Source organism: Geodermatophilus sp. SYSU D00705 (assembly GCF_054050135.1).
On sequence record NZ_JBJGYT010000007.1, the window covers coordinates 66,597 to 92,147 of the forward strand.

Sequence of the window (25,551 nt, forward strand, 5' to 3'; positions counted from 1 at the left end):
GGCCGGGCCGGCGCCCGTCCGCGCGCCCATCCGCAGGAGCGGGCGAGACACCGCACGAGCGGGCGGGCCTCAGCCCCGGCCGAGCGTCGCCCGTCGCAGGTCGCCGAGGTCGCACTTCGCCAGGCGGTCCATGGTCAGCAGCCCGTTGACCTCCTGGTAGGTGTCCGTCAGCTGCGTCCAGCAGGCGCCGGCCAGCGCCTCGCTGGCGTGCACCGCAGCCCACTGGTCGCGGTACCGCGTCAGGAGGTCCTCCGCCGAGGAGGCGTCGGCGTACCCCCACGCCTCGGTGCGGTCCCCGGCGTCGGGCCGGCTGCGCAGCGCCTCGGCGTTCAGCGACACCCCGCCGAACTCCGAGAGGACGACGGCCCGGCCCGCCGTCCCGGCCCGGTCCAGGTCGGCCAGGCGCCCGTCGCCGCGCCGACCGGTGGCGGCACGCTCCAGGTCGGCCTGCGTGCGGTAGCGGGCGGCGAGCTCCGCGGGGTCCTGCCCGTAGTCGTGGATGCCGAGGACGTCGCCGCCGAGCGCCTCCCACCCGTCGTTGGCCGACACCGGACGGGTGCCGTCGAGGGCGTCGGCCTGCGCCGCCAGCGCCCGGACCAGCGCGCGCTGCCGCGGGTCGGTCTCGGCCTCGGGCACGCCCCAGGACTCGTTGACCGGCACCCACGCCACGACGCTGGGGTGCCCGCGGTGCGCGGCGACGACCTCGGGCCACTCGCGCAGCAGCCGAGCGGCGGCGGTGGGCCCGGGGCGGTAGGCCGACGGCATCTCCGCCCAGACCAGCAGTCCCATCCGGTCGGCGAGGGCGAGGTAGCGGGGGTCCTCGGTCTTCTGGTGCTTGCGCGCGCCGGTGAAGCCCAGTGCGCGGGTGAGCTCCAGGTCGCGCCGGAGGGCATCGACGTCCGGCGGGGTGGCCCCGGTGTCGGGCCAGTAGCCCTGGTCGAGGACCAGCCGCAGCCGCACCGGCCGGCCGTTGAGCAGGAACCGGCCGTCGTCGACCTCCACCGAGCGCAGCGCGGTGTAGCTGCGCACCTCGTCGAGCACCTGACCGGTCGCGCCGACCAGCGCGATCTCGGCGTCCAGCAGCGTGGGGGCACTCGGCTCCCACAGCAGCGCACCGCGGTCGTCGTGGCCGCCGTCCCCCACCTGGACCGTCCGCTCGACCACCGCGCCGTCCACCCGGACGTCGTCGTCGACCAGCACCCGCTCCCCGGCGCGCAGCCGCAGGTGCAGGCGGGCACCCGACACCGGCACCGACAGCTCCACCCGGACGTCCACGCGCAGCGTTCGCGGGTCACCGCGCCACTGCACGTCGGTGACGTGCTGCCGAGAGACCTGCTCCAGCCACACCGTGCGCCAGACGCCGGTGGTGCGCGGGTACCAGATCTCGTGCGGCTCGTCCCGCCAGTCCTGCTTGCCCCGCGGCGCCTCGAGGTCCAGCGGGTCGTCGTCGGCACGGACGACGAGGTCGGCGCCGTCCCCGAGCGCGTCGGTCACGTCGACGCCGAACGGGGTGTAGCCACCCTCGTGGTGCGCGACGTGGGCGCCGCCGACCCACACGTCGCAGACCCGGTCGACGGCGCCCAGGTGCAGCACCGTGCGGCGGTCGCCGTCCGGGGCCGGCAGCGGGCGGCGGTACCAGGCGCGGTTCAGTGGGCCCTTCCAGTGCACGCCGCTGGCGGGGGTCTCAGGGGCGTAGGGCACCTGGATGCGCCGGTCGAACGCGACGCCGCCGGGGGTGCCGGTCAGGTCGGGGTCGGCGGCGAACTCCCACTCCCCGTCCAGGGAGGTCCAGGGACGGCGCAGCAGCGGGCGCGGGTGCTCGGTCGGGTCCATCCGGTCCACACCCCCACCTCACCGGAGACGGGGCCGTCGCGCAGCCCGGTCCGCCCTCAGAGCGGCCGGACGGTGCCCCGCAGGTGCTCCGTGCCGGCCGCGGCGTTGCGGACGGCGAGGTCCCAGCCACCGTCGACGGGAGCGGTGGCCAGCGTGACCGTCGACGGCAGGAGCAGCGGCTTGCGGAAGGCGACGTCGGCCGTCAGCGCGTCGGGCAGCCGGCCCCCCAGTGCCGCCAGTGCGCGGGCCTCGATCCACATCCCGTGCGCGATGGCCCGCTTGAAACCGAAGGCCTTGGCGGTCAGGGCCGAGAGGTGGATCGGGTTCACGTCGCCGGACACCCCCGCGTACCGCCGTCCGGTGTCGGCGGGCACCTGCCACCGGACGGCGCCGTCGGGCAGCGCGCCCACGGTCACCTCGAGGTCGGCCCGCGGCGCGCCGTCGGGAGCGGTCGCGCCGCGGGCCAGGTAGGTCGACCGGCCGCGCCACACCTCGGCGCCGGCGGCCGAGACGGAGGCACACAGGTCGACCGTGGCCCCGCGCGGGTGCCGGGCGAACCGCTCGGCCCAGACCTCCAGGTCCAGGACCTCCCCGAGCCCGATCGGCCGGAGGGCGTCGATCCGGTTGCGGACGTGCACCAGCCCCGGCAGCGCGACGGGGAAGGACCGGTCGGCCATGAGGGCGACCTGCAGCGGGAAGGTGAGGACGTGCGGGTGGGTCACCGGCAGCGAGCCGGTGAGCCCGAACCCGCAGACCCGCGCGTAGGCGGCCACGTCCCCAGGCTCGACCACCACGCCGGTGCGGGCCAGCCGGGTGTCCGGCAGCTCGCCGCCCCGCCCGCGCGTGGTCGCCGCCGCCCGCGCGAACAGCGCCGGCATCGACGGCGCCGCCTCGAGCTCCCGGCGGGCCATCAGGACTCGAGGATCGCGACGACGCCCTGGCCGCCGGCCGCGCAGACCGAGACCAGCCCGCGCCGGCCCGGCCCGGCCTCGTGCAGCAGCTTGGCCAGCGTCGCGACGATGCGGCCGCCGGTCGCGGCGAACGGGTGCCCGGCGGCCAGCGACGAGCCGACGACGTTGAGCCGCGTCCGGTCGATCGGACCCAGGGGTGCGTCGAGCCCGAGCTTCTCCTTGCAGAACGACGGGTCCTCCCAGGCCTCCAGCGTGGCCAGCACGGTGGCGGCGAAGGCCTCGTGGATCTCGTAGAAGTCGAAGTCCTGGAGGGTGAGGCCGTTGCGGGCCAGCAGCACCGGGACGGCGGAGGCCGGGGCCATGAGCAGGCCCTCGCCGGCGTGGACGTGGTCGACCGCGGCGGTCTGGGCGTCGACGAGGTGGGCCAGCACCGGTAGCCCGCGCGCCGCGGCCCACTCGTCGGAGGCCAGCAGGACGGCGGAGGCGCCGTCGGTGAGCGGGGTGGAGTTGCCGGCGGTCATCGTGCCGTGCTCGCCGCCGAAGACCGGCTTCAGCGTGGCGAGCTTCTCCACGGTGCTGTCCGGCCGCAGGTTCTGGTCGCGGGTGAGGCCCAGGTAGGGCGTGACGAGATCGTCGAAGAAGCCGCGGTCGTAGGCGGCGGCGAGGTTGCGGTGCGAGGCGACGGCGAGCGCGTCCTGCTCCTCGCGGCCGATCCCCCACTCCTGCGCGGTGAGGGCCATGTGCTCGCCCATGGACAGCCCGGTGCGCGGCTCGGCGTTGCGCGGGGCCTCCGGCACGAACATCCCGGGGCGCACGCCGGCGAGGGCCTTCAGCCGCTGCTGCACCGTCCTGGCCTGGCTCAGCGTGATCAGCAGCCGGCGCATGTCGTCGTGGATCGCCAGCGGGGCGTCGGAGGTGGTGTCGACGCCGCCGGCGATGCCCGACTCGACCTGCCCGAGGGCGATCTTGTTGGCGACGAGGACGGCCGCCTCCAGGCCGGTGCCGCACGCCTGCTGGACGTCGTAGGCGGGGGTCCTCGCCGACAGCGTGGAACCGAGGACGGCCTCCCGGGTCAGGTTGAGGTCGCGGGCGTGCTTGAGGACGGCGCCGGCGACGACCTCCCCCACCTGCTCACCCTGCAGGCCGAAGCGGGCGGCCAGGCCGTCGAGGGTGGCCGTGAGCATGTCCTGGTTCGAGGCGGAGGCGTAGGCCCCGTTCGACCGCGCGAACGGGATCCGGTTGCCGCCGACGATCGCGGCCTTCCGGGGCGAGGGAGCCATCGGGGTACCTCCGGGGTCGGTCGCTCAGGGGGCCAAAGTGGCCACAATGGCCACCTGGAACGCGGGACTCACGGTACTGGGTACCGTCCGTACCGTGGAACTCGGGAAGGCTCTCGACGTGGCGGGAACGCGCCGGCGCGACCGCCGGGACTCCCGCTGGGACGAGCACCGCCGCGCCCGCCGCGAGCAGCTGGTCGACGCCACGCTCGCCGCCGTCGGCCGGCACGGGGCCGGCGTCGGCATGGACGAGATCGCCGCGGCGGCCGGGACCAGCAAGACCGCCGTCTACCGGCACTTCACCGACCGCGCCGAGCTGCACGTGGCCGTCTGCGCGCGGGTCGCCGAGCAGCTCACCGCCAAGCTGCGCGAGGCGATCACCTCCAGCACCGGGCCGCGGCAGATGCTCGCCGCCGCGGTCGAGACCTACCTGGCCTTCCTGGAGGCCGACCCCGAGGTCTACCGGTTCGTCGTCCGCCGGCCGGGAGCCGACCGGCCGCCGTCCCCCGACCCCATCGGCACCCTGTCCGACCTGGTCGGCGAGCAGGCGGCCGCGCTCGTGGCCGTGGCGCTGGAGCGGGCCGGCCGCGACCCCGCCGCGGCCGCGCCGTGGGGCCACGGCCTGGTCGGCCTGGTCCGCGCCGCCGCCGACTGGTGGCTGCAGGCCGACCGCCCCATGCCCCGCGCCGACCTGGCCGCCCACCTGACCGATCTCGCCTGGGCCGGCCTGTCCGGCGTCGTCCCCGAGGAGGACCAGCGATGACCTCGACCCTGCCGACCGCCGTCGACCCGACCGCACTCACCGAGGTGCTCGACGGCCGGTGGGCCCACGTCCGCCGCGACGCCCGCGAGCACCTGCGCGACCCCGACCTGCTGCCCGTCTACGGCGAGACCGTCGCGCAGGCCCGCGCGCGGGTCACCCGCGCGGCCCGGGTGCTCGCCGCCTCCGGCCGGGTCGGCCTCGGCTTCCCCAAGGAGTACGGCGGGGAGGACGACGCCGGGGGCTCGGTGGTCTCGGTGGAGATGCTGGCCTTCACCGACCTGTCGGTCATGGTGAAGGCCGGCGTCCAGTGGGGGCTGTTCGGCGGCGCCGTCCAGCTGCTCGGCACCGAGCGGCACCACGCCGCGTACCTGCCCGCGATCATGAGCTTCGACCTGCCCGGGTGCTTCGCGATGACCGAGACCGGTCACGGCTCCGACGTCCAGCAGCTGCGGACGACGTGCACCTACGACCCCGCCACGCAGACCTTCGACCTGCACACGCCGCACGAGGGCGCGCGCAAGGACTACATCGGCAACGCGGCGCAGGACGGCCGCATGGCGGTGGTCTTCGCCCAGCTGGTCACGAACGGCGAGCGGCACGGCGTGCACGCCTGGCTCGTGCCGATCCGCGACGAGCAGGGGAACCCGCTGCCCGGCGTCACCATCGGCGACGACGGCCCCAAGGCCGGGCTCAACGGCGTCGACAACGGCCGGCTGAGCTTCGACCACGTGCGCGTGCCGCGGGACATGCTGCTCGACCGGTACGGCCAGGTCGCGCCCGACGGCACCTACACCAGCTCCATCGAGAACGAGACCCGGCGCTTCTTCACGATGCTCGGCACGCTGGTCCGGGGCCGGGTGAGCGTCGGCGGCTCGGCGTCCTCGGCCACCAAGCTCGCCCTCGACATCGCCGTCCGCTACGGCGAGGTCCGCCGCCAGTTCGCCGCCCCCGGCGCCGACCGCGAGGTCGCGATCAACGACTACCTGGTGCACCAGCGCGCGCTGCTGCCGGCCCTGGCCGCCACCTACGCCTACTCCTTCGCGCAGGAGGAGCTGGTCGGCACGATGCACGACGTCCAAGGGGTGGACGAGGTCGACGAGCGCGCGCAGCGGGAGCTGGAGTCCCGGGCCGCCGGCCTCAAGGCCGCCCAGACCTGGCACGCCACCCGCACCATCCAGCTGTGCCGCGAGGCCTGCGGCGGCGCCGGCTACCTGCAGGAGAACCGGCTGCCGCACCTCAAGGCCGACACCGACGTCTTCACCACCTTCGAGGGCGACAACACCGTCCTTCTGCAGCTGGTCGCCAAGGGGCTGCTCACCGGCTACCGCGACGCGTTCGGCTCCCTCGACGGGTGGGGCCGGGTCGGGTTCGTCGCCGACCTGGTCCGCGAGACCGTGCTGGAGCGGACCGCGGCCCGCGGGCTCATCGCCCGGCTGGTCGACGCCGTCCCCGGCCGGGACGACGAGGTGCCGATGCTCGACCGCGGCTGGCAGCTGAAGGTGTTCGAGGACCGCGAGAAGCACACCCTCGACAGCGCCATCCGCCGGCTCCGTCGCGGTGCGGCGCAGCCCGGCACCGACCCGTTCGACGTGTTCAACGACGTCCAGGACCACGTGCTGCAGGCGGCGCAGGCGCACATCGACCGCATCGTGCTCGAGGCCTTCGTCGCCGGCATCGAGCGCACGGCGGACGACGGCGCCCGCGCCCTGCTCGACCGCCTCTGCGACCTGTACGCGCTGTCGACCGTCGAGGCGCACAAGGGCTGGTTCCTCGAGCACGGCCGGCTGACCGCGCCCCGGGCCAAGGCCCTCACGGCCACGGTGAACGCGCTGCTCAAGGAGCTGCGCCCGCACCTGGTCACGCTGGTCGACGGCTTCGCCATCCCGGCGGAGTGGAAGCGCGCGGCGATCCTGGAGGAGGAGCCGGCGCGACAGGAGGCCATGCAGGCCCACGACGCCCGGGTGCTCGCGGGGACGGCGACCGCCGTGGAGGTCCCGCCGGCCCAGTGACGGGGCCCGCGGCCGACTGGGCAGTTGCGGTCGTCGACACGGTGGGACGCGCCGTACGGGACGACCGGAACTGCCCAGTCGGCCGGCGGGTCAGCGGGCCGGTGGGCGCGGGAAGCCGCCGACCAGCTGCTCGAAGGCGTGCGCCACCTTCAGCGGCGTGGTGTCCTCGAACCGGCGTCCGACCAGCATCATCCCGACCGGCAGCCCCTGCGAGAGCCCGGCCGGGACGCTCGTGGCCGGGTGGCCGCTGACGTCGAACGGCGCGCAGTTGACGATCATCTCCAGCGCGCGGGCCACCCGGGTCTCCAGCGGGTCGTCCGGTGCCGGGATCTCGGGGGCGACCATCGGCACGGTGGGCATCACCAGCAGGTCGACGTCGGTCAGCGCGGCGTCGTACTGCCGGCGGACCTCGGTCGCCAGGTTCCGCGCCATCGCGTAGTGCCGGGTCTGCTCCTGCTCGAAGGACCAGCGGCCGGCCAGCGCCACCGCGGTCACGGTCGGCGACCACCGGTCGACCACCTCGCGCCGCTGCCGGCCGTAGTGCGCGACCAGCTCGGGGTCGTAGCGGCCCTCGTAGTTCCAGCCGTAGGCGTTGCCCTCGATCATCTGCACCGTCGCGCCGTCGGTGGCGATGACGTTCCAGACGTGCAGGGCGTGCCGGTGCCACGGCAGGTCGACGTCCACGACCTCGATGCCGAGCTCGCGCAGCCGGCCGGCCGCCTCCCGGACCGTGTCGTCCACACCCGGCTCGGAGAGCTCCTCCCAGCCGAAGCCCTGCGCGACGACGCCGACCCGCAGCCCGGCGACGTCCCCGCCGAGCGCGGCGGCGTACTGCTCGGGGGCGAGGTCGGCCGGCTGGCGCGGGTCCTGGCCGTCGCGGCCGGCGAGGACGTCGAGCATCGCGGCGGCGTCGGCGACCGTGCGGGTCATCGGGCCCAGGTGGTCGAGGGTCAGCTCGATGGGGAACGCCCCCGTGTACGGGACCAGGCCGTGGGTCGGCTTGTGGCCGACGATGCCGGAGAAGGCGGCCGGCATGCGGATCGAGCCGCCCTGGTCGCCGCCGATCGCGAGGTCCACCTCGCCGGCGGCCACGAGCGCGGCGCTGCCGCTGGAGCTGCCGCCCGTCGTCCGGGACGGGTCCCAGGGGTTGCGCACCGGGCCGGTGACGGAGGTGTGGCTGCCCCCGGAGAAGCAGAGGTCCTCGCAGACGGCCTTGCCCACGACCGTCGCGCCGGCCTCGAGCAGCCGGGTGACGACGGTGGCGTCCTCGCGGGGGACGAAGCCCTCCACGGTGTACGAGCCGTTCATCATCGGGACACCGGCGACCTCGACGTTGTCCTTGACCGCCACCGTCCGGCCGGCCAGCGGCCCCTCGGCGGCCCCGCGGATCTCGGTGGTGACGTACCAGGCGCCCAGCGGGTTGTCGGCGTCGGCCGGCCGGGTGCTCGGCCGGTCCGCGGGCGCCTGCGGGGCGATCCCGGCGTAGAGCTCCTCGACCGCGTCGTAGGAGGTGAGGAACGCGGCGACGATCGGGGTGTAGGACGCGACGTCCTCCGCGCTGGGCTTCATGCCGTAGCTGGCCGCCAGCGCGGCGACCTCGTTCTCGTCCGGCGGGCGTACGGGCACGGCGACCTCCAGTGCTGCGGCGGGTGTGCTGGGCAAGCTAGCGATGCCGCGGCCGTGCTGTCACCGGGAACGGGACCGGCCGGAGGGCCGGGGAGAATGCCCGCCCGTGGAGATCATCGCCGCGGCCGGAGAGGCGCTGCGGGTGCCGGCCCCCGTCGACCTCGCCGCGATCGTCGTCGGTGCGCTCACCGGCGGCCTGCTCGCCGCGCGGGAGGGGTTCGCGGTCTCCGGCGTCCTGCTGCTGGCGGTGAGCGGCGGACTGGGGGGCGGGCTCATCCGCGACGTCCTGCTGGCCCAGGGCCCGCCGGTCGCGCTGACCAACCCGGCCTACCTGCCCACCGTGGCGATCACCGCGATGGTGACCTTCTACTTCTCCGGCTGGCTGTCCCGGCTGACCGGGCTGCTGGTCGTGCTCGACGCGGTCACCCTCGGCTTCTTCACCGTCATCGGCGCGCAGAAGGCGCAGCTGGCCGCGCTGCCCAGCGCGTCGGTCGTCTTCGTCGGCACCGTGACCGCGGTGGGTGGCGCGCTCATCCGGGACGTGCTGCTCGCGCAGCGGGCCGAGATCGTCCAGCCCGGCCCGTACAACGCGGTCGCCGCGCTGCTGGGTGCCACGGTCCTCACGGTCCTGGCCGGCCCGCTGGACATGGACCCGATCCCGGTGGCGGCGGTGGTCATCACCCTGGTGGCCGCGCTGCGCGTGCTGTCGGTGTGGCGGGGGTGGGAGGCGCCGGTGGCCCTCGACCTCCCCGGGCGGGCCCGCAGCCGGCTGGTCCGCGTGCGCCGCGGCCGGCGGGTCAAGCTGCGGCGCCGCAACCGCTAGCTGTACTGCTCATCTCTCGACGCCGGCCTCGGGGTTCACGTCGGGGGCCGGGGCGATGCCCGGCGGGACGATCTGCGGGCCCGCCTCGGCCGGGCGGGGCTCGGCCTGGGTGTGCAGCCGGACGGCGAGCAGCGCGACGTCGTCCTCCGCGTCGGGCAGGAACAGCCGCTCGAGCACCCGGTCGCACAGGCTCTCCAGCGGCAGCCCGGCGTTCTCGCGCAGCACCGCGACCAGCGCCTCGGTGCCGGCGTCCAGGTCGCGGTCGCGGCGCTCGACGAGTCCGTCGGTGTAGAGGAACACGGTGGTGCCCGCCGGGAGGACCGCCACCCGGTCGCCCCGCGACCGCGAGGGGTCCACGCCCAGCAGCAGGTCGGCCGGCCGCCCGTCGAGGACCTCGACCGTGCCGTCGGGCGAGACGACCACCGGCGGCGGGTGCCCGGCACTCGACCAGCGCAGCCGGGTCTGGTCCAGCCGCAGGTCGGTCTCGTCCTGCTCCAGCCGGGCGACCAGCGCGGTGGCCAGGGTGTCCAGGGCCAGCCCGCGGATGGCGCGGTCGAGTTCGCCGAGCACCTGGGCCGGGGTGGCGCCGCTGGAGTAGCTGATGCCCCGCAGCAGGCCGCGCAGCTGGCCCATGGCCGCCGCCGCCCGGCTGTCGTGGCCGACGACGTCGCCGATGGCCAGCACCGTGGCACCCCCGGCCTCGAGGAAGGCGTCGTACCAGTCGCCGCCGATCTCCGCGCCCGCCGCGGCCGGCACGTACCGGACGACGATCTGGCAGTGGTCGGGCTCGGGCGGGGCGGTGAGCATGCTGTGCTGCAGCGCGTCGGCCAGCACCCGCTGCTGGCCGTAGAGCCGGGCGTGGTGCAGCGCCAGCCCCGCCCGGCGCCCGACCTCCACCGCGGTGTCGATCTCGGCCTGCGAGTGCGGTCCGCGGGCGGCGCCGCTGAACAGCCCGAGCGCGCCGAGGACCTGCCCGCGGGCCACGAGGGGCACGACCACGCCGGCGGCGACGTCCAGCCGGTCCAGCAGCTGCCGGGTCGCCGCCTCCGGGATGGCCCGCTCGATCCGCGCCGCGTCGATGTGCGGCAGCACCAGCGGCCGGCCGGTGCGGGTGACGACGTTGGCCGCCGCCTCGTCGGTCATCACCGCGACCATCGAGTGCACGTACAGCTCGAGCTCCGCCCGCAGCTCCGGGTCGCGGTGCGCCGAGGCCATCTCGTGCAGCCGCCCCTGCTCGTCGGTGACGACCAGCCAGCACCAGTCGCCGAGCGTGGGGACGACGAGGTCGGCGAGCTGGCCGACCTGCTGGGCGATGTCCAGGCTGCCCGACAGCACCCGGCCGGCGTCGGCGAGCAGCTGCAGCCGGGAGTTGGCCTCCACCATCGCGGCGACGGCCTCGGCGCGCACCCGGTCGGCCTGCAGCCGCGACGTCGTGAGCGCGATCTGCGCGGTGAGCCCCTCGAGGAGCTCGACGTCGGGCTCGGTGAAGGTGTGCTCGGTGGTCCAGACGACGGTGAAGCTGCCGATCAGCCGGCCCTCCACCCGCAGCGGCAGGGTGGCCAGTGCCCGGGTCTGCAGCACCGCGTTGATCTCGGCCATCCGCGGGAAGCGGGCCTCGGCCTCGGCCGCGTCGGTGAACATCAGCCGCTCGCCGTGGCGGGCGACGTGCTGGATCGGGAGATCGTCGACGTCGTCCATCGGGACGCCGTCCAGCGGCAGCTCGACGCCGACCTCGCGGGACACCACGTCGAGGATGCGGCGCGTGAGGTGCAGGTAGAGGTGCTGGTCCTGCGGGTCCTGCACGGCCAGGCCGATGGCGTCGGCACCGAGCGCCCGCGCGCCGCGCAGGGCGATCTCGGCCAGCTGCGGGATGCGGGTGGCGTTGGCCAGCTGCGCGGCGACCTCGGCGATGGCCGCGGCCCGCTGCACCGCCGACATCCGCCGCTCGGCCTCCTCGCGGGCGGCGGTGACGTCGATGACCGTGCCGAGCAGCCGCACCGGCTCGCCGCGCGGGTCGCTGATCACGCGGCCGCGCGACACGGTCCACAGGTAGGTGCCGTCGACCCGGCGCATCCGGGCCTCGGTCATGAACTCCGCGCGCTGCTCGATCGCCGTGCGCATGGCCTCGACGACGGCGGGGCGGTCGTCGGGGTGGACGTGGTCGGCCAGCACGTCCTGCAGGGAGGTGTGCTCGACGGAGCCGTCCAAACCGAACAGCGCCGCGCAGCGCTCGTCCCAGAGCATCGTGCCGGTGTGCAGGTCGCGCTCCCAGATGCCGATGGAGCTGGCCTCGAGGGCGATGTCCAGCCGGGCCAGCGAGGTGCCGATCGCCGTCCGCGCGGCGGAGAGCTCCAGCTCGGCGATGACCGAGTCCGCCAGCTGCTCCAGCAGGGCGGCGTCGTCGTCCGACCACGCGCGGGGCACGGCGTCGTAGACGGCCAGGACACCGACGACGTGCCCGGATCCCGCGACCAGCGGCACGCCCAGGTAGGCCGCGACCTGGCCGGAGGTGACCGCCGGCAGCCCGGCCACCGAGACCAGCGCCCGGGCGTCGGGGAGGACGAGGGGCGCCCCGCGCCGCACGGTGATCGCGGAGATGGCGCCGGTCAGCAGCGCCGGGCCGCCGATGACGCCCGGGGGTAGGCCGTGGCCGCCGACCACCGTGTCCTGGTCGGTGAGGATGGTGACCTTGGCGTGGCCGGCGCCCACCAGGCGGGCGGCGAGCTCGGAGAGCCGGTCGAACGCCGCCGCGCCCGGGACCTCGACCAGCAGCCGGCGGGCGGCGGCGATGCGCTGGGGGTCGCGGAGGACGTCGGGGGCACCCGGCGACGAGGACGCCAGTGGCGACGTCATGCTCCCCCCTTCCGCTGCTGCAGCGGACTCCGGCTGCTGACCGCGACAGCCCCATGCTGTCACGCGCGCGCGATCAGGGACCGGACCGCCCGAGACGCCCGTCACCGGTGTCGCTCCCCCGCCGGGGTGAGCCCGCCGGGACGCCGGTCAAGCGGCCGTGGTGGCGGGCCGATGGGACGGCATGTCGGTGATGCGGACGAGCCACCTCCCGGACTGCCGTCCACTGCTCGCCGACCCCGACGACCTGACCATGGTGTTCCAGCCGATCGTCGACCTCGCCGCCGCGCGCGTCGCCGGCTACGAGGCGCTGTCCCGCTTCCCGGGCACCGCGGGGCCGGACGTGTGGTTCGCCGCCGCGGCCGAGTGCGGCCGGGCCGCCGAGCTGGAGGCCCTGGCCATCGTCAAGTCGCTGGCCGCCGTCCCGTACCTGCCCGGCGACACGTTCCTGACCGTCAACGTCAGCCCGCACCTGCTGGGCAGCGAGCCGGTGCAGGACGCGCTGGCCGGCCGTCCGGACCTGCACCGGGTGGTCGTCGAGCTCACCGAGCACACCCCCGTCGACGACCTGGGGGCCCTGCGCCGCCAGGCCGACGAGCTGCGCGCCCGCGGCGCGCTCATCGCCCTGGACGACGCCGGCTCCGGGTACTCGGGGCTGCAGCAGATGGCGACCGTCCGGCCGCAGCTGGTCAAGCTCGACCGCGCGCTGGTGACCGGCATCGACACCGACCCGGTCCGCTCGGCGCTGACCGAGATGGTCGGCGAGTTCGCCGGCCGGATCGACGCCTGGCTGCTGGCCGAGGGGATCGAGACCCCCGGTGAGCTGGCCGCCTTCATCCGCCTCGGCGTCCCGCTGGGGCAGGGGTGGGTGCTGGGCCGCCCGGCTCCCGACTTCGCCCCCCTCGCGCCGGAGGTCGTGCGGCTCGTGCAGGCGCAGGCCGCCCGCGCGCGGCTCACCCAGAGCGTGGCCAGCCTGCTGCGTCCGGTGCGCCAGTGCGGCGCGGACGAGCCCGCAGCCGGCGTCCCGCCCGCCGTGCTGGTGGGCGACCTCGGGAACCCGGTGGGCCTGCTCCTGGTCGACGTCCGGACCGGCGCGACGTTCACCGCGCCCGTGTCACTGCGGGTGCACCCGTCCGCGGGCGTCACCGAGACCCTGCAGCGGGCCCTGACCCGGCCCCCGGCGCAGCGCTTCGACCCCGTCGTCTGCACCGACCCGACCGGCGCCGTCGTCGGCCTGTTGCGCGTCGAGGACCTCGCCTCCGCCGCCTCGGCGCGCTGACCCCCGATCCCCCGGCCGCCCGCCCGGGCGGCACCACCCACGACAAGGAGTCCCCATGAAGACCTTCGCCTGCGGCGACGTCATCCCCGGGTGCAGCGCCCGCTTCTCCGCTGCCGACGAGGGCGGCATCCTCTCCGCGGTCGCCGGCCACGCGGCCGCGGACCACGGCGTCACCGATGTCCCCCCGGAGCTGGTCGCGGCCGTCCGCCAGCACATCCACGCGATCTGATCCACCGGGGTGGCCCGGGTGCGCAGGCCGCACCCGGGCACCCCGCTCAGGACGACGCGTCGGTGAGCAGCCTCCGCTGGTCGTCGGTGAGCACGAGGTCCTGCATGGGCAGCAGGTCGGCGAGCTGGTCCACCGACCGGCCGCTGGCGATCGGCGCCACCACGGTGGGCTGGTCGGCGAGCCAGCGCAGCGCCACCGCCGCACCGCTGACCCCGTGGGCCTGCGCCACCTCCTGCAGCGCGGCCAGCACGCGGTCGCCCCGCTCCCCCACGTACGCCGCCGCGCCCTTCGCCCGCGGCGAGTCGACCTGCTCCCCCGCCCGGTACTTGCCGGTCAGGAAACCCCTGGCCAGGGCGAAGTACGGCAGCACGCCGAGCCCGCGCTCCTCGACGACGTCGCGCAGCTCCGCCTCGTAGGCCGGCCGCTCCATGAGGTTGTAGTGCGGCTGCAGCGCCACGTAACCGGTCAGGCCGAGCCGCGCCGAGGTGTCCAGCGCCTCGGTCAGCCGCGCCGCCGAGTAGTTCGACGCCGCGGCGTGGCGGACCTTGCCGGCCTGCACCAGCTCGTCGAACGCCTGCAGCGTCTCCTCCAGCGGCGTCGTCTCGTCGTCGTAGTGCGCGTAGTAGAGGTCGATCCGGTCGGTCTGCAGCCGGCGCAGCGACCCCTCGGCCGCCGTGCGGATCGCCGCCGCGGACAGCGGGTGCTCCTTCTCCAGTGGCGAGGCCTTCGTCGCCACGACGACCCGGTCCCGCGCGCCGCGCGCCGCCATCCAGGCGCCGAGGATCTCCTCCGACCGTCCCTTGCCGTAGGACTCCGCGGTGTCCACGAACGGGGCCTGCGTGGACGGCGTCGCGTCGGCGAAGCGGTCCAGCAGCGCGAAGGACGTCGGCTCGTCCGCCGTCCAGCCGAAGACGTTGCCGCCCAGGCACAGGTCGCTGACGTGCAGGTCGGTCCCGGGGATCTGCGGCATGCCCCCACGCTAGGTGCGCAGGGCCGCGCACGCCGCTCGATCGGGTGGGACCGATGGGGCGTGAGGGACCCGTCCCACCCCCCTCGGTGGCGGATCGTCAGTACGGCATGGCAGCGTGCCACCGGTCCGACCTCGGCGGACTGCCGCGGGCGGACCACCCCAGCCACTCTCGAGAGGAAGATCGTGAACAAGGCCGAACTCGTCTCCGCCATCGCCAAGCGGGCCGACGTGCCCGCCTCGACCGTCGACTCGGTGCTCGCCGGGCTCCAGGACGAGCTCGTCGACGCCATCACCCGCGGTGAGAAGGTCGCCGTCTCCGGCCTGCTGACCGTCGAGCGCACCCAGCGTTCGGCGCGCACCGGCCGCAACCCGCAGACCGGCGAGTCCATCGACATCCCCGCGGCCAACACCGTCAAGGTCACCGCCGGCTCGAACCTGAAGAAGGCTGCGAGCAACGTCCCCGTCTGATCCACCCCGGCCCGTCGGGGCCGGCGGCCGCACCCGTGTGGGCTGACTCACAGCGTCGTGGGTCAGGATGCGGGGCGGGCGCCGCCCGACGGCGGGTGCGCCGACGAACGGAGGGCACGTGACGACGGAGCTGCAGGTGGACACCGACCCGGCCGAGGTGGGCTTCGACCCCGGCCGCCTGGCCCGCATCGACCGGCGGCTGGCCCGCTGGGTGGACGAGGGCCGGCTCCCCGGCTTCCTCGTGACGGTGGCCCGCCACGGCCGTCTGGTGCACGTGGGCCGGTACGGCTCCCGGGACGTCGAGGCCGGGCTGCCGGTCGAGACCGACACCCGCTGGCGCATCTACTCGATGACCAAGCCGATCACCTCCGTGGCCGCGATGATGCTGTACGAGGAGGGCGCCTTCGAGCTCTCCGACCCCATCGCGCGGTGGCTGCCCGAGTTCGCCGAGACCCGCGTGTACGTGGCCGGCTCGGCACTGAAGCCGGTGACCGCCCCGCAGACCGAGCCGATCCGCGTCTGGCACCTGCTCACCCACACCTCCGGTCTGACCTACGGGTTCCACCACGCCCACCCCGTCGACGCGATGTACCGGGCCGCCGGCCACGAGTGGGGCACCCCGGCCGGCGCGGACTGCGCGGAGGTCTGCCGGCAGTGGGCGGCCATCCCCCTGGTCTTCCAGCCGGGCTCGGAGTGGAACTACGGGGTCTCCACCGACGTCCTCGGCCGGCTGGTCGAGGTGCTCTCCGGCCAGCCGCTGGACGAGTTCTTCGAGCAGCGCATCTTCGCCCCGCTCGGCATGCGGGACACCTCCTTCGGGCTGCGCGAGGGCGACGACCCCGAGTCCCTGGCCCGCCTCTACACCGCCGTCCCGGGGCAGCCCGGCGGCGTGCCGACGACGTACGCCCCGCTCGACACGATGGGCGCGGCGGCGCTGCACAAGCCGGCGTTCCTCTCCGGTGGCGGCGGGCTGGTCTCCACCGCCGGTGACTACCTGCGCTTCATCGAGCTGCTCCGCCGCGGTGGCGCCCACGACGGCGGCCGCCTGCTCGGCCCGCGCACGATCGCGCACATGACCCGCAACCACCTGCCGGGGAACGCCGACCTGGAGTCCTTCGGCCGGCCGCTGTTCGCCGAGACGCCGCTGCGCGGGGTGGGTTTCGGGCTGGGGTTCTCGATGGTCATCGACCCCGCCCGCTACGGCGTGGTGGCCAGCGCCGGCGACTACAGCTGGGGCGGGGCGGCGTCCACCGCGTTCTACGTGGACCCGGTCGAGGACGTGACGGTGGGCTTCTACACCCAGCTGCTGCCCTCGAGCACGCTGCCGATCCGCAACTTCCTCCGCGCCCTGGTCAACCAGGCCCTGGTCGACTGACGGCGCCCCACCCGGTTCACGTGTAGCGGCGGGAGAGGGTGGTGGCGACCATCGCCGGCTTGGTGCCGCCCTCGACCTCCATGGTCACGGTCAGCGCCAGCTGGACGCCGCCGTCGACCGGGGTGGCCGAGTCGAGCACCGCACCGGCCCGCACCCGGCTGCCCACCGGCACCGGCGCGGGGAAGCGCACCTTCTCCGTGCCGTAGTTGACGGCCATGCGGAAGCCGGTGAACTCGACGATCTGCGGCGTCAGGGAGGGCAGCAGCGACAGCGTCAGGTAGCCGTGCGCGATCGGGCCGCCGAAGGGGCTCTCCCGGCGGGCCCGCTCGGGGTCGACGTGGATCCACTGGTGGTCGCCGGTGGCCTCGGCGAACAGGTCCACCCGCTCCTGGGTGATCTCGACCCAGTCGCTGTGGCCGAGGTGCTGCCCGACCAGGCCCTGCACGCCCTCGACGCCGTGCGCCGTCGTCGCTGCCATCCCGTCGTCCTCCCGCCGTGCGGTCGTCTGGTTGGCTGACTCCACCACAGACGGACCGCGGACGGAGGAAGGCTTGCTGCGTCTGGGAGCCCTCGACGTGCCACCCGGGCGGCTGGTCGTCATGGCGATCGTCAACCGCACGCCGGACTCGTTCTACGACCGCGGCGCCACCTACGAACTGGCCGCCGCCGTCGAGCGGGTGGACCGGGTGGTCGCCGAGGGCGCGGACATGGTGGACGTCGGCGGGGTGAAGGCCGCCCCCGGTGAGGACGTGGACGCCGCCGAGGAGATCCGGCGCACCGTCGACCTGGTCGCCGCCATCCGCGCGGCCCACCCGGCGCTGCCGATCTCGATCGACACGTGGCGCGCGGAGGTGGCGCGGGAGGCCCTGGCAGCCGGCGCCGACGTCGTCAACGACGCGTGGGGCGGGGTCGACCCGGAGCTGGCGGCCGTCGCCGCCGAGGCGGGTGCGGGGCTGGTCTGCACCCACGCCGGCGGCCTGCCACCGCGCACCCGGCCGCACCGGGTCACCTACGACGACGTGGTGGCCGACGTGGTGGCCCGGACGACGGCGCTGGCCGAGGCCGCCGTCGCCGCGGGCGTGGACCGGGAGCGGGTGCTGGTCGACCCCGGGCACGACTTCGGCAAGAACACCCGCCACTCGCTGGAGGCCACCCGGCGGCTGGACGAGCTGGTCGCCACCGGGTGGCCGGTGCTGGTGGCGCTGTCCAACAAGGACTTCGTCGGCGAGTCCCTCGACGTCCCCCTGGAGGAGCGGCTGACCGGCACCCTCGCGGCGACCACGGTGAGCGCCTGGCTCGGCGCGACGGTCTTCCGGGCGCACGACGTCGCCGCGACCCGGCAGACGCTGGACATGGTCGCGGCCATCCGCGGCGACCGGGAACCGCTGCGCACCACTCGCGGCCTCGCGTGATGCCCCTGGTGGCGCGCGCCCGGCGGGTCTAGCCTGCGCCGCACCGATCGGCCCAGGAGGTGGCGGCATGAGCGGCAGGGTCGTGCACTTCGAGCTCCCCTTCGACGACGGGGACCGTGCGCGCGGGTTCTACAAGGAGGCGTTCGGCTGGCAGGTCCAGGAGATGCCGGAGATGGCCTACACACTGGTCATGTCCGGCCCCAGCGGTGACCAGGGACCGACCGAGCCGGGCTTCATCAACGGCGGGATGATGGCCCGCGAAGGCGGTCCCTCGACCGCGCCGGTCATCGTCGTCGACGTGGAGAGCATCGACGTCGCCCTGGAGCGGATCGGCGAGCTCGGCGGGTCCACGGTGACGCCGAAGATGCCGGTGGGCGACATGGGCTTCGCCGCGTACGTGCGCGACCCGGAGGGCAACGTCATCGGCCTGTGGGAGACCGCCGGCTGAGCCGCGCGGCACAGGAACCGATGCGCACGTCCGGGGCCTCCTGACGTGCGCATCGGTTCCGACACGTGCGCCCGGCGGGGCGACGGTGGCGGTCGATAGGTTCCGCGCCATGGCCGCCACCGGGTTCCACACCGCCGACGAGCTCAACGCCCTGCTGCCGGGCACCCTCCCCGGCCTGCTGGGCCTGACGATCACCGCGCACGAGCCCGGACGGCTGGAGGCGGCCCTCGACGTGCGGCCGGAGCTGCTGGCCCCGAACGGCTACCTGCACGCGGCCACGGTGGTGGGGCTGGCCGACACCTCCTGCGGACTGGCCACCCGCGCGCTGCTGCCCGAGGGCTCCTCGGGGTTCACCACGATCGAGCTGAAGACCAACTTCCTGGGCACCGTCCGGGAGGGCCGGATCACCACGGTGGCCACCAACGCCCACGCCGGGCGGACGACGCAGGTGTGGGACGCCGTGGTGACCGCGGCGGGCTCGGGGAAGACGATCGCGCTGTTCCGCTGCACCCAGTCGGTGCTCTGGCCGCGGTGACCCGGGCGGGTGTCCCCTCTGTGGCGCAGGCCACGCCGGATGTGAGACTGACGCCACACCCGCCGAGAAGAGGAGTCCCCGTGGCGCTGGCCAGCCCGTATCCCGACGTCGAGATCCCGGACCTGTCGGTCCCCGCGTACGTCCTGACCGCCGGCGGGGCGCGGCCCGAGGCCCCTGCGCTCGTCGACGGGCTCAGCGGCGACACGATCACCCACGGCCAGCTCGCCGCCTACGTCGACCGCGTCGCGGCCGCGCTGCACGCCCGGGGCCTGCGCAAGGGCGACGTGGTCGCGGTGTTCTGCCCGAACACGCCCTGGTACCCGGTGGTCTTCCACGGGATCGCCGCGGCCGGCTGCGTGATGTCGCCGATCAACTCCCTCTACACGCCCGACGAGATCGCCTTCCAGCTGCGCGACTCCGGGGCGAAGGTGCTCATCACCGTCTCGCCGTTCCTCGACCGCGCGAAGGCCGCCGTGCAGCAGGCGCCGGTCGAGGAGGTGGTCGTCATGGACGGCGCCGAGGGGCACGCCTCCCTGGTGGACCTGCTCAGCAGCGACGCCCCGTCGGTGCAGGTGGACATCGACCCGGCGAACGACCTGGTGACACTGCCCTACTCCAGCGGCACGACCGGGCTGCCCAAGGGCGTCATGCTCACGCACCGCAACCTCGTGGCCAACGTGCTGCAGATGCGGCCGATCATGAACGCGCACGACGGCGACGAGCGGATCATCGCCGTCCTGCCGTTCTTCCACATCTACGGCCTGACCGTGCTGATGAACCAGGGCCTGGTCGCCGGCACGGTGGTGACGCTGCCCCGTTTCGACCTCGAGGAGTTCCTCCGGGTCATCCAGGACCAGAAGATCACGCGGGCGTTCGTGGCGCCGCCGATCGTGCTCGCGCTGGCCAAGCACCCGCTGGTCGACCAGTACGACCTCTCCTCCCTGCGCACCATCACCTCCGGTGCCGCGCCGCTGGACGAGGGGCTGGCGCTGGCCGCCGAGCAGCGGCTGCGCAAGGGCGCCCCGGAGGGGGTCACGATCGCGCAGGGCTACGGGATGACCGAGCTGTCGCCGGTCTCGCACAGCACCCCCGACGCCGGGATGGAGCCGCCCGGCTTCACCGGCCCGGTGCCGAAGGGCTCGGTCGGGGTGTCGGTGCCGAACACCGAGTGCCGCCTGGTCGACCCGGCCACCGGCGAGGACGTCGGCCCGGGCGAGCGCGGGGAGCTGTGGGTGCGCGGCCCGCAGGTCATGAAGGGCTACCTGAACAACCCGCAGGCCACCGCCGAGACCCTGGACGCCGAGGGGTGGCTGCACACCGGCGACGTCGCGGTGGTCGACGAGAACGGCGTCTACACCGTCGTCGACCGCGTCAAGGAGCTGATCAAGTACAAGGGCTACCAGGTGGCCCCGGCCGAGCTCGAGGCCGTGCTGCTCGGCCACCCGGAGATCGCCGACGCCGCCGTCATCGGGGTCAAGGACGCCGACAGCGGCGAGGAGCTGCCCAAGGCGTTCGTCGTCCGGGCCGCCGGCTCGGCGCTGACGCCGGAGGCGGTCATGGAGTACATGGCCGAGAAGGTGGCGCCGCACAAGAAGGTGCGGCTCGTGGAGTTCATCGAGCAGGTGCCGAAGTCCTCGGCCGGCAAGATCCTGCGCAAGGAGCTCAGGGCCGCCCGCTGAGCGGACCGCTCCGGGCGCGCCGGCGGCCACGAGGCCGGTGCGCCCGGAGCGGGTTCAGCGGTGCGCCCGTGGCCCCGTCCCGGGACCCGCCGCGAGCCTGCGAGCGATGGGCAGGACGGGGTCAGCCCACCGCCCGTGGCCCCGTCCCGGGACCCGCCGCGAGCCTGCGAGCGGTGGGCAGGACGGGGTCAGCCCACCGCCCGTGGCCCCGTCCCGGGACCCGCCGCGAGCCTGCGAGCGGTGGGCAGGACGGGGTCCTTCTAGGGTCGGGGCCATGCGCGCGGTGACTCTGAGCGGACCCGGTGGACCCGAGGTGCTGGAGTGGGGCGAGGTCCCCGACCCCGAGCTCAAGCCCGGCGAGGTGCTCGTCGACGTCGTCGCCACCGCGGTCAACCGGGCCGACCTGCTGCAGCGCGCCGGCAACTACCCACCGCCCCCGGGTGCCAGCGAGGTCCTCGGCCTGGAGTGCAGCGGGATCGTCAGCGAGATCGGTGAGGGCGTCACCGGCTGGTCGGTCGGCGACGAGGTGTGCGCGCTGCTGTCCGGCGGCGGCTACGCCGAGCGGGTCGCCGTCCCCGCCGGGCAGCTGCTCCCCCGCCCGGCCGGCGTCGAGCTTGCCACGGCCGCGGCGCTGCCCGAGGTGGTCTGCACGGTGTGGTCCAACGTCTTCATGCTCGCCCGGCTGACCCGCGGCGACGACTTCCTCGTGCACGGCGGCTCGAGCGGGATCGGGACGATGGCCATCCAGCTGGCCGCCCGCGCCGGCGCGCGGGTGTTCACCACCGCCGGCACCGCGGCCAAGCTCGACGTCTGCCGCGAGCTCGGCGCCGACGTGCTGATCAACTACCGCGACGAGGACTTCGTGGCGTGCGTGCGGGAGGAGACCGACGGCGCGGGCGTCGACGTCGTCCTCGACAACATGGGCGCCAAGTACCTGGCCCGGAACGTCGACGCGCTGGCCACCGGCGGGCGGCTGGTCTGCATCGGCATGCAGGGCGGGACGAAGGCCGAGCTCGACCTCGGCGGGCTGATGCGCAAGCGCGCCGCGATCCACGCCACGACGCTGCGGGCGCGCCCGGCGACGGGCCCGGGAGGCAAGGCCGAGATCGTCGCCGCGGTGCGGCACGACGTGTGGCCGGACGTCGAGCGCGGCGTCGTGCGGCCGATCATCGACCGCCGGCTGCCGATGGCGCGGGCCGCCGAGGCGCACCGGGTGGTCGACGCCAGCGAGCACGTCGGCAAGGTGCTGCTGGTCAACGAGTGAGCGGGTGCGGGCGCCCCTACAGCGGCGCCCGCACGAGGGCCGCGCCGTCCTCGTCGACCACGAGGACGGCGGTGACGGCGCCCGCGTCGACGTCCGCCCAGCCCCGCCAGATGCCGCCGCCCTCGTAGTCGACCGCCCACTCCCCCGCCGCGTGGTGGCGGCCGTCGCGGTCCACGACCACCAGCCGGCACCAGGCCTCCTGGGGGAGCCCGGCGACCGCGACGTCCACCACCGTGCCGCCGCCCCCTGTCGACGCGGTCACGGCCATGCGCACCGCACCCTCGGACGCCACCGCCGTGGTCGCACCGCTGCCGGACCACGCCGCCATCCCGGCCGCCGCGCCTCCGGCGACGAGCACCAGCGCGGCCGCCACCAGCAGCAGCCGGCGGGCCCGGGAGGGCCGCCGGGCCGCGGCCGACACCCGCGCGAAGAGGTCCGGCGAGGGCGTGACGTGCGGCGCCTCGAGGTCCGCGGGGTCCACCAGCGCGAGCAGTTCCGGCAGCGCCGCCAGCTCGGCCAGCTCCGCCCGGCAGTCGGCGCAGTCGTCCAGGTGCGCCTCGACCCGCCGTCGGTCCGCCGGCTCGAACGCCCCGAGCAGGAGGGCGCCGAGGTCGGGCACCACGGCACGGCAGGTCACGTCGTCATCCCTCTCTCGGCCAGGGCGAGCTTGAGCGCGCGCAGGGCGTAGTAGCAGCGGGACTTCACCGTGCCGGGCGGGACGCCGAGCACGGCGGCGGCCTCCCTCACCGTGCGCCCCCGGTAGTAGGTCTCGACGAGGACCGCCCGGTGCTCGGCCGACAGCGCCCTGAGCGCATCGGTGACGACGATCCGGTCCAGCGCCGGGCCGAGCTCGTCGAGTGCGGGCACGGCCGCCAGGCCAGTGTCGGCCACCTCGGGCGGCCGCGCCCGCCGGGCCCGGTGGGCGTCGATGGCCAGGCGGTGGGCGACGGTGAACAGCCACGGGCGGACGGGCGCCGCATCGGGGTCCAGGTCGTCGAGGTGCCGCCACGCGCGGACGAGGGTCTCCTGGACGACGTCCTCGGCGCGGGAGCGGTCGCCGTCGCACAGCCGAACGGCGTAGGCGAGAAGGGCGGCGGCGTGCGCGTCGTAGAGCGCGCGCAGGGTGCGCTCCCCGGTGTCGCCGCTCCGCGCGCCCATCAGCCGGCCGGCACCTCGCGGGGTGGAGCCCCGGCATCCAGGCCTCCGCGCGGCCGGACGACGGCGACCGCGCCGGCGCGCTGCACCCGCACGCCGGGCCGGGGCGCGGCCGGGCGGGACGGGCTCATCGCACACTCCTCCGGAACGGGGCGGATCAGTATGCGGGCAGCGCGGCCGGTACGGCGGTGCTCGCGAGCTGGTGGGCGGGACGGCCGTGCTCCGCATGGGATCCCCTCCGCCGGGTGGTCCCCGCGGCAGGGGCCACACCCCGCAGTACGGCTCCCGGCCGGGAAGGGTTCAGCGCGGACGGAGGGCGGCGACCGAGTCGACGAGGTGACCGACCTCGTCGGCGGTGTTGTAGTGCATGAGGCCCAGCTGCACCGCGCCGCCCTCCTCGTTCACGCCGAGTGCGTCGAAGAGCTCGCGGGCGTAGAAGTCGCCGTCCCAGGCGCAGATCCCGCGGCGGGCGAGCTCCACGGCGACCTGGCGCGGACGCATGCCGGCGACGGTGAACGACAGCGTCGGCGTGGTGCGGGCCGCCGAGCCGAGGACCTGCACGTGCCGCATCGCGCGCAGCGCCTGGTCGAGCCAGGCGAACAGGCCGGCCTCGTACTCGGCGACGGCGGCCATCGACGTCCGCAGCCGTTCGCGGCGGGAGCCGGTCGCCCGGTCGCTGAGCCCGGCCAGGTGCTCGACGGCGGCGGTCACCCCGGCCAGCAGCTCGAACGGCGGCGTCCCGCTCTCGAACCGGTCCGGCACCCGGTCGGGGACGGGCGCGAGCTTCTCCGGGTGGAGTTCGGCGAGCAGCGCCGGGTCGGCGACGACGGCGCCGACGTGCGGGCCGCACCACTTGTCCGCCGCGACCGTGAGGAAGTCCGCGCCGAGCGCCGTGACGTCGAGCAGGGTGTGCGGGGCGGCGTGCACCCCGTCGACGTAGACCAGCGCGCCCACCGCGTGCGCCCGCTGCGCGATCGCGGCGACGTCCGGGCAGGTGCCCAGGGCGCTGCTGGCGGCGGTGAGGCTGACCAGCCGGGTGCGGCTGGTCAGCAGCTCGTCGTACTGCCAGTCCGGCAGCTCACCGGTCTCGATGTCCACCTCGGCCCACCGGACCGTGACGCCGGACTGCTCGGCGAGTTGCACCCAGGGGCGGATGTTGGCGTCGTGGTCCAGCCGGCTCACCACGATCTCGTCGCCGGGTCGCCACGTCCGGGCCAGCGTGCGGGCCATCGTGTAGGTCAGCGCCGTCATGTTCGCACCCAGGACGACACCGGAGGAGACCCCGCCGACGAGGTCGGCCACCGCGGCGCGGGCGCTGGCGACCAGCCCCTCCGCGCGGGCCGACGCCGGGAACACCCCGCCGCGGTCGGCCACCGGGACCCGCATGGCCTGCGCGACGGCGAGCACGACGCTCTCCGGCAGCAGCGCGCCGGCCGGCCCGTCGGCGTGGACGAAGCCGTCGGAGAGGCCCGGGAACAGGCCGCGGACGCGCGCGACGTCCAGGTGTCCCTCCCCCGGTCCCATGGTCTTCGACCCTAGACGCTGCGCGCCCGGCTCCCGGCGGGCCGTCCGGGTCCTCGGCGGGCATCCAGCCGATCAGGGGAGGATGGGGACATGACCGCACCGGGAAACGGGAGTGAACGCCCACAACAGGTCGTCGTCGTCGGCCCCGACGGCCGGCCGGTCGGCACGATGCCCATGCCGCAGGGCCAGGACGACGGCGCCGACCGTGCCGACGGCGAGGCCACCATCGGCGACATGGTCGAGCAGCCGGCGAAGGTCATGCGGATCGGCACCATGATCAAGCAGCTGCTCGAGGAGGTCCGCGCCGCGCCGCTGGACGAGGCCAGCCGGCAGCGGCTGCGCGACATCCACGCCTCGTCGATCCGCGAGCTGGAGCAGGGCCTGGCGCCGGAGCTGCGCGACGAGTTGGAGCGGATCACGCTGCCCTTCGCGGAGGACGAGACGCCCTCGGACGCCGAGCTGCGGATCGCGCAGGCGCAGCTGGTCGGCTGGCTGGAGGGCGTGTTCCACGGCATCCAGACCGCGCTGTTCGCCCAGCAGATGGCCGCCCGCGCCCAGCTGGAGGAGATGCGCCGGCGCGCGCTGCCCGGCGGCCAGCAGGGCGTGCCGCCGCAGCAGCCGGACTTCCGTCCCGGCGGCGGCCAGTACCTGTAGCACCCGCCGCGTCACGCTGCGGAGTGGGCCGTTCCCCTGACCGGGTGAACGGCCCGCTCCGGTCGTTTCACCCCCGCCGTGGCCGCCGACCCTGCCCACCCCGGCCGGAGAGTCCGGCCTGCGGGAACGGAGGAACGGTGACCACAGAGCAGCACTCGCCGGCCACACGCGGCGGGACGCAGAGCGGTCTCGGCATCGGCGGCTTCGTGACCGGGCTGGCCGGCCTCGTCCTGTCCTGGCTGATCCCGATCCTGGGCCTGGTCCTGGGCGTCCTGGGCGTCGTCCTGGGCTCGGTCGGCCGCCGGCAGTCCGCGCGGAACGGGGCACCGACCGGGCTGGCGACGGCCGGGGTCGTCCTCGGCGCCCTGGCGGTCGTCGCGTCGATCGTCGCCTTCGTGATCGCCTACAACGCCCTCACCTGAGCCCGGACGCGGCGGCGCCGTCCCCCGCGGGGGTGGGGACGGCGC

General features: G+C 75.2%; 25 protein-coding genes. 14 read left to right on the forward strand and 11 right to left on the reverse strand.

Annotated features, from left to right (window positions below; genetic code table 11):
* Positions 1-69: 69 nt before the first annotated feature.
* Genes ACI78Q_RS07820 through ACI78Q_RS07830 form a run of 3 tightly spaced genes read right to left on the reverse strand, consistent with a single transcriptional unit; the run spans position 70 to position 4,024 of the window.
* Positions 70-1,833: a glycoside hydrolase family 2 protein gene (locus tag ACI78Q_RS07820; RefSeq protein ID WP_456922877.1), complete on the reverse strand. Its 1,764-nt coding sequence runs from the start codon at positions 1,831-1,833 to the stop codon at positions 70-72.
* Positions 1,834-1,889: 56 nt separating this feature from the next.
* The gene (locus ACI78Q_RS07825; RefSeq protein ID WP_456922764.1) at positions 1,890-2,744 is read right to left on the reverse strand and encodes a MaoC family dehydratase; all 855 of its coding nucleotides are present in this window, start codon (positions 2,742-2,744) and stop codon (positions 1,890-1,892) included.
* Positions 2,744-4,024 carry an acetyl-CoA C-acetyltransferase gene (locus ACI78Q_RS07830; protein WP_456922765.1) on the reverse strand — a complete coding sequence of 427 codons (1,281 nt, stop codon included), beginning with the start codon at positions 4,022-4,024 and terminating at the stop codon, positions 2,744-2,746. Before ACI78Q_RS07830 ends, ACI78Q_RS07825 begins: the two co-directional genes overlap by 1 nt.
* Positions 4,025-4,118: 94 nt before the next feature.
* Between ACI78Q_RS07830 and ACI78Q_RS07835 the strand changes: the two genes are divergently transcribed.
* Together ACI78Q_RS07835 and ACI78Q_RS07840 are read left to right on the forward strand one after the other, a co-directional pair.
* On the forward strand, positions 4,119-4,784 hold the full coding sequence (locus tag ACI78Q_RS07835) for a TetR family transcriptional regulator (RefSeq protein WP_456922766.1): 666 nt from the start codon (positions 4,119-4,121) through the stop codon (positions 4,782-4,784).
* Positions 4,781-6,793, forward strand: a complete 2,013-nt coding sequence (locus ACI78Q_RS07840) for an acyl-CoA dehydrogenase family protein (RefSeq protein ID WP_456922767.1) — start codon at positions 4,781-4,783, stop codon at positions 6,791-6,793. Before ACI78Q_RS07835 ends, ACI78Q_RS07840 begins: the two co-directional genes overlap by 4 nt.
* Before the next feature lie 90 nt (positions 6,794-6,883).
* On the opposite strand, the gene ACI78Q_RS07845 is transcribed toward ACI78Q_RS07840, so the two are convergent.
* On the reverse strand, positions 6,884-8,419 hold the full coding sequence (locus ACI78Q_RS07845) for an amidase (RefSeq protein ID WP_456922768.1): 1,536 nt from the start codon (positions 8,417-8,419) through the stop codon (positions 6,884-6,886).
* 106 nt (positions 8,420-8,525) lie between these two features.
* On the opposite strand from ACI78Q_RS07845, the gene ACI78Q_RS07850 reads away from it, so the two are divergent.
* Positions 8,526-9,242 carry a trimeric intracellular cation channel family protein gene (locus ACI78Q_RS07850; RefSeq protein ID WP_456922769.1) on the forward strand — a complete coding sequence of 239 codons (717 nt, stop codon included), beginning with the start codon at positions 8,526-8,528 and terminating at the stop codon, positions 9,240-9,242.
* 9 nt (positions 9,243-9,251) lie between these two features.
* Here ACI78Q_RS07850 and ACI78Q_RS07855 read toward each other — a convergent pair whose 3' ends face one another.
* Positions 9,252-12,095 carry a SpoIIE family protein phosphatase gene (locus ACI78Q_RS07855; RefSeq protein WP_456922770.1) on the reverse strand — a complete coding sequence of 948 codons (2,844 nt, stop codon included), beginning with the start codon at positions 12,093-12,095 and terminating at the stop codon, positions 9,252-9,254.
* Between the two features lie 181 nt (positions 12,096-12,276).
* On the opposite strand from ACI78Q_RS07855, the gene ACI78Q_RS07860 reads away from it, so the two are divergent.
* Together ACI78Q_RS07860 and ACI78Q_RS07865 are read left to right on the forward strand one after the other, a co-directional pair.
* The gene (locus tag ACI78Q_RS07860; RefSeq protein WP_456922771.1) at positions 12,277-13,371 is read left to right on the forward strand and encodes an EAL domain-containing protein; all 1,095 of its coding nucleotides are present in this window, start codon (positions 12,277-12,279) and stop codon (positions 13,369-13,371) included.
* Between the two features lie 55 nt (positions 13,372-13,426).
* Positions 13,427-13,600, forward strand: a complete 174-nt coding sequence (locus ACI78Q_RS07865) for a DUF1059 domain-containing protein (protein WP_456922773.1) — start codon at positions 13,427-13,429, stop codon at positions 13,598-13,600.
* A 46-nt stretch (positions 13,601-13,646) separates the two neighbouring features.
* On the opposite strand, the gene ACI78Q_RS07870 is transcribed toward ACI78Q_RS07865, so the two are convergent.
* On the reverse strand, positions 13,647-14,570 hold the full coding sequence (locus ACI78Q_RS07870; RefSeq protein WP_456922774.1) for an aldo/keto reductase: 924 nt from the start codon (positions 14,568-14,570) through the stop codon (positions 13,647-13,649).
* A gap of 183 nt (positions 14,571-14,753) precedes the next feature.
* Here ACI78Q_RS07870 and ACI78Q_RS07875 point away from each other — a divergent pair, with 183 nt between their 5' ends.
* Entirely contained in the window at positions 14,754-15,038 is a 285-nt protein-coding gene (locus tag ACI78Q_RS07875; protein ID WP_089336247.1) for an HU family DNA-binding protein, read from the forward strand.
* Between the two features lie 118 nt (positions 15,039-15,156).
* Positions 15,157-16,413: a serine hydrolase domain-containing protein gene (locus ACI78Q_RS07880; protein WP_456922775.1), complete on the forward strand. Its 1,257-nt coding sequence runs from the start codon at positions 15,157-15,159 to the stop codon at positions 16,411-16,413.
* Between the two features lie 16 nt (positions 16,414-16,429).
* Here the strand turns inward: ACI78Q_RS07880 and ACI78Q_RS07885 are convergent, their stop codons facing one another.
* Positions 16,430-16,891, reverse strand: coding sequence for a MaoC family dehydratase (locus ACI78Q_RS07885; RefSeq protein WP_456922776.1), 462 nt, complete (start codon positions 16,889-16,891; stop codon positions 16,430-16,432).
* Between the two features lie 73 nt (positions 16,892-16,964).
* On the opposite strand from ACI78Q_RS07885, the gene folP reads away from it, so the two are divergent.
* The 5 genes from folP (at position 16,965) to ACI78Q_RS07910 (ending at position 21,751) form a co-directional block, all read left to right on the forward strand.
* The gene (gene folP, locus ACI78Q_RS07890) at positions 16,965-17,825 is read left to right on the forward strand and encodes a dihydropteroate synthase (protein ID WP_456922777.1); all 861 of its coding nucleotides are present in this window, start codon (positions 16,965-16,967) and stop codon (positions 17,823-17,825) included.
* A 67-nt stretch (positions 17,826-17,892) separates the two neighbouring features.
* A complete protein-coding gene (locus ACI78Q_RS07895; RefSeq protein WP_456922778.1) occupies positions 17,893-18,273 on the forward strand; it encodes a VOC family protein in 381 nt (126 codons plus the stop codon).
* 109 nt (positions 18,274-18,382) lie between these two features.
* Positions 18,383-18,808 (forward strand): PaaI family thioesterase, encoded by a 426-nt coding sequence (locus ACI78Q_RS07900; RefSeq protein ID WP_456922779.1) that lies wholly within the window; start codon positions 18,383-18,385, stop codon positions 18,806-18,808.
* A gap of 80 nt (positions 18,809-18,888) precedes the next feature.
* Entirely contained in the window at positions 18,889-20,487 is a 1,599-nt protein-coding gene (locus ACI78Q_RS07905) for a 4-coumarate--CoA ligase family protein (RefSeq protein WP_456922780.1), read from the forward strand.
* A 274-nt stretch (positions 20,488-20,761) separates the two neighbouring features.
* A complete protein-coding gene (locus ACI78Q_RS07910) occupies positions 20,762-21,751 on the forward strand; it encodes an NAD(P)H-quinone oxidoreductase (protein ID WP_456922781.1) in 990 nt (329 codons plus the stop codon).
* A gap of 16 nt (positions 21,752-21,767) precedes the next feature.
* Here the strand turns inward: ACI78Q_RS07910 and ACI78Q_RS07915 are convergent, their stop codons facing one another.
* The 4 genes from ACI78Q_RS07915 to ACI78Q_RS07930 all read right to left on the reverse strand — a co-directional run bounded on the left by ACI78Q_RS07915 (position 21,768) and on the right by ACI78Q_RS07930 (position 24,430).
* A complete protein-coding gene (locus ACI78Q_RS07915; protein ID WP_456922783.1) occupies positions 21,768-22,388 on the reverse strand; it encodes a zf-HC2 domain-containing protein in 621 nt (206 codons plus the stop codon).
* Positions 22,385-22,909, reverse strand: a complete 525-nt coding sequence (locus ACI78Q_RS07920; RefSeq protein ID WP_456922784.1) for a sigma-70 family RNA polymerase sigma factor — start codon at positions 22,907-22,909, stop codon at positions 22,385-22,387. The genes ACI78Q_RS07915 and ACI78Q_RS07920 overlap by 4 nt, the downstream gene beginning before the upstream one ends.
* Entirely contained in the window at positions 22,909-23,037 is a 129-nt protein-coding gene (locus ACI78Q_RS07925; RefSeq protein WP_456922785.1) for a hypothetical protein, read from the reverse strand. Before ACI78Q_RS07925 ends, ACI78Q_RS07920 begins: the two co-directional genes overlap by 1 nt.
* Before the next feature lie 169 nt (positions 23,038-23,206).
* Positions 23,207-24,430 (reverse strand): cysteine desulfurase-like protein, encoded by a 1,224-nt coding sequence (locus ACI78Q_RS07930; protein ID WP_456922786.1) that lies wholly within the window; start codon positions 24,428-24,430, stop codon positions 23,207-23,209.
* A 90-nt stretch (positions 24,431-24,520) separates the two neighbouring features.
* Between ACI78Q_RS07930 and ACI78Q_RS07935 the strand changes: the two genes are divergently transcribed.
* Entirely contained in the window at positions 24,521-25,084 is a 564-nt protein-coding gene (locus tag ACI78Q_RS07935) for a bacterial proteasome activator family protein (protein WP_456922787.1), read from the forward strand.
* Positions 25,085-25,221: 137 nt separating this feature from the next.
* Complete coding sequence (locus ACI78Q_RS07940; protein ID WP_456922789.1) at positions 25,222-25,506, forward strand: hypothetical protein; 285 nt, start codon at positions 25,222-25,224, stop codon at positions 25,504-25,506.
* The last annotated feature ends 45 nt before the right edge of the window (positions 25,507-25,551 follow it).

Excerpts from the sequence above, each read along its gene's own strand:
- ACI78Q_RS07855 (WP_456922770.1), bottom strand. The coding sequence starts at position 12,095 with ATGACGTCGCCACTGGCGTCCTCGTCGCCGGGTGCCCCCGACGTCCTC.
- ACI78Q_RS07870 (WP_456922774.1), bottom strand. The coding sequence starts at position 14,570 with ATGCCGCAGATCCCCGGGACCGACCTGCACGTCAGCGACCTGTGCCTG.
- ACI78Q_RS07935 (WP_456922787.1), top strand. The coding sequence starts at position 24,521 with ATGACCGCACCGGGAAACGGGAGTGAACGCCCACAACAGGTCGTCGTC.
- ACI78Q_RS07825 (WP_456922764.1), bottom strand. The coding sequence starts at position 2,744 with ATGGCCCGCCGGGAGCTCGAGGCGGCGCCGTCGATGCCGGCGCTGTTC.
- ACI78Q_RS07885 (WP_456922776.1), bottom strand. The coding sequence starts at position 16,891 with ATGGCAGCGACGACGGCGCACGGCGTCGAGGGCGTGCAGGGCCTGGTC.
- ACI78Q_RS07925 (WP_456922785.1), bottom strand. The coding sequence starts at position 23,037 with ATGAGCCCGTCCCGCCCGGCCGCGCCCCGGCCCGGCGTGCGGGTGCAG.
- ACI78Q_RS07820 (WP_456922877.1), bottom strand. The coding sequence starts at position 1,833 with ATGGACCCGACCGAGCACCCGCGCCCGCTGCTGCGCCGTCCCTGGACC.
- ACI78Q_RS07860 (WP_456922771.1), top strand. The coding sequence starts at position 12,277 with ATGTCGGTGATGCGGACGAGCCACCTCCCGGACTGCCGTCCACTGCTC.
- ACI78Q_RS07920 (WP_456922784.1), bottom strand. The coding sequence starts at position 22,909 with ATGGGCGCGCGGAGCGGCGACACCGGGGAGCGCACCCTGCGCGCGCTC.
- ACI78Q_RS07830 (WP_456922765.1), bottom strand. The coding sequence starts at position 4,024 with ATGGCTCCCTCGCCCCGGAAGGCCGCGATCGTCGGCGGCAACCGGATC.
- ACI78Q_RS07930 (WP_456922786.1), bottom strand. The coding sequence starts at position 24,430 with ATGGGACCGGGGGAGGGACACCTGGACGTCGCGCGCGTCCGCGGCCTG.
- ACI78Q_RS07900 (WP_456922779.1), top strand. The coding sequence starts at position 18,383 with ATGGCCGCCACCGGGTTCCACACCGCCGACGAGCTCAACGCCCTGCTG.
- ACI78Q_RS07865 (WP_456922773.1), top strand. The coding sequence starts at position 13,427 with ATGAAGACCTTCGCCTGCGGCGACGTCATCCCCGGGTGCAGCGCCCGC.
- ACI78Q_RS07840 (WP_456922767.1), top strand. The coding sequence starts at position 4,781 with ATGACCTCGACCCTGCCGACCGCCGTCGACCCGACCGCACTCACCGAG.
- ACI78Q_RS07910 (WP_456922781.1), top strand. The coding sequence starts at position 20,762 with ATGCGCGCGGTGACTCTGAGCGGACCCGGTGGACCCGAGGTGCTGGAG.
- ACI78Q_RS07895 (WP_456922778.1), top strand. The coding sequence starts at position 17,893 with ATGAGCGGCAGGGTCGTGCACTTCGAGCTCCCCTTCGACGACGGGGAC.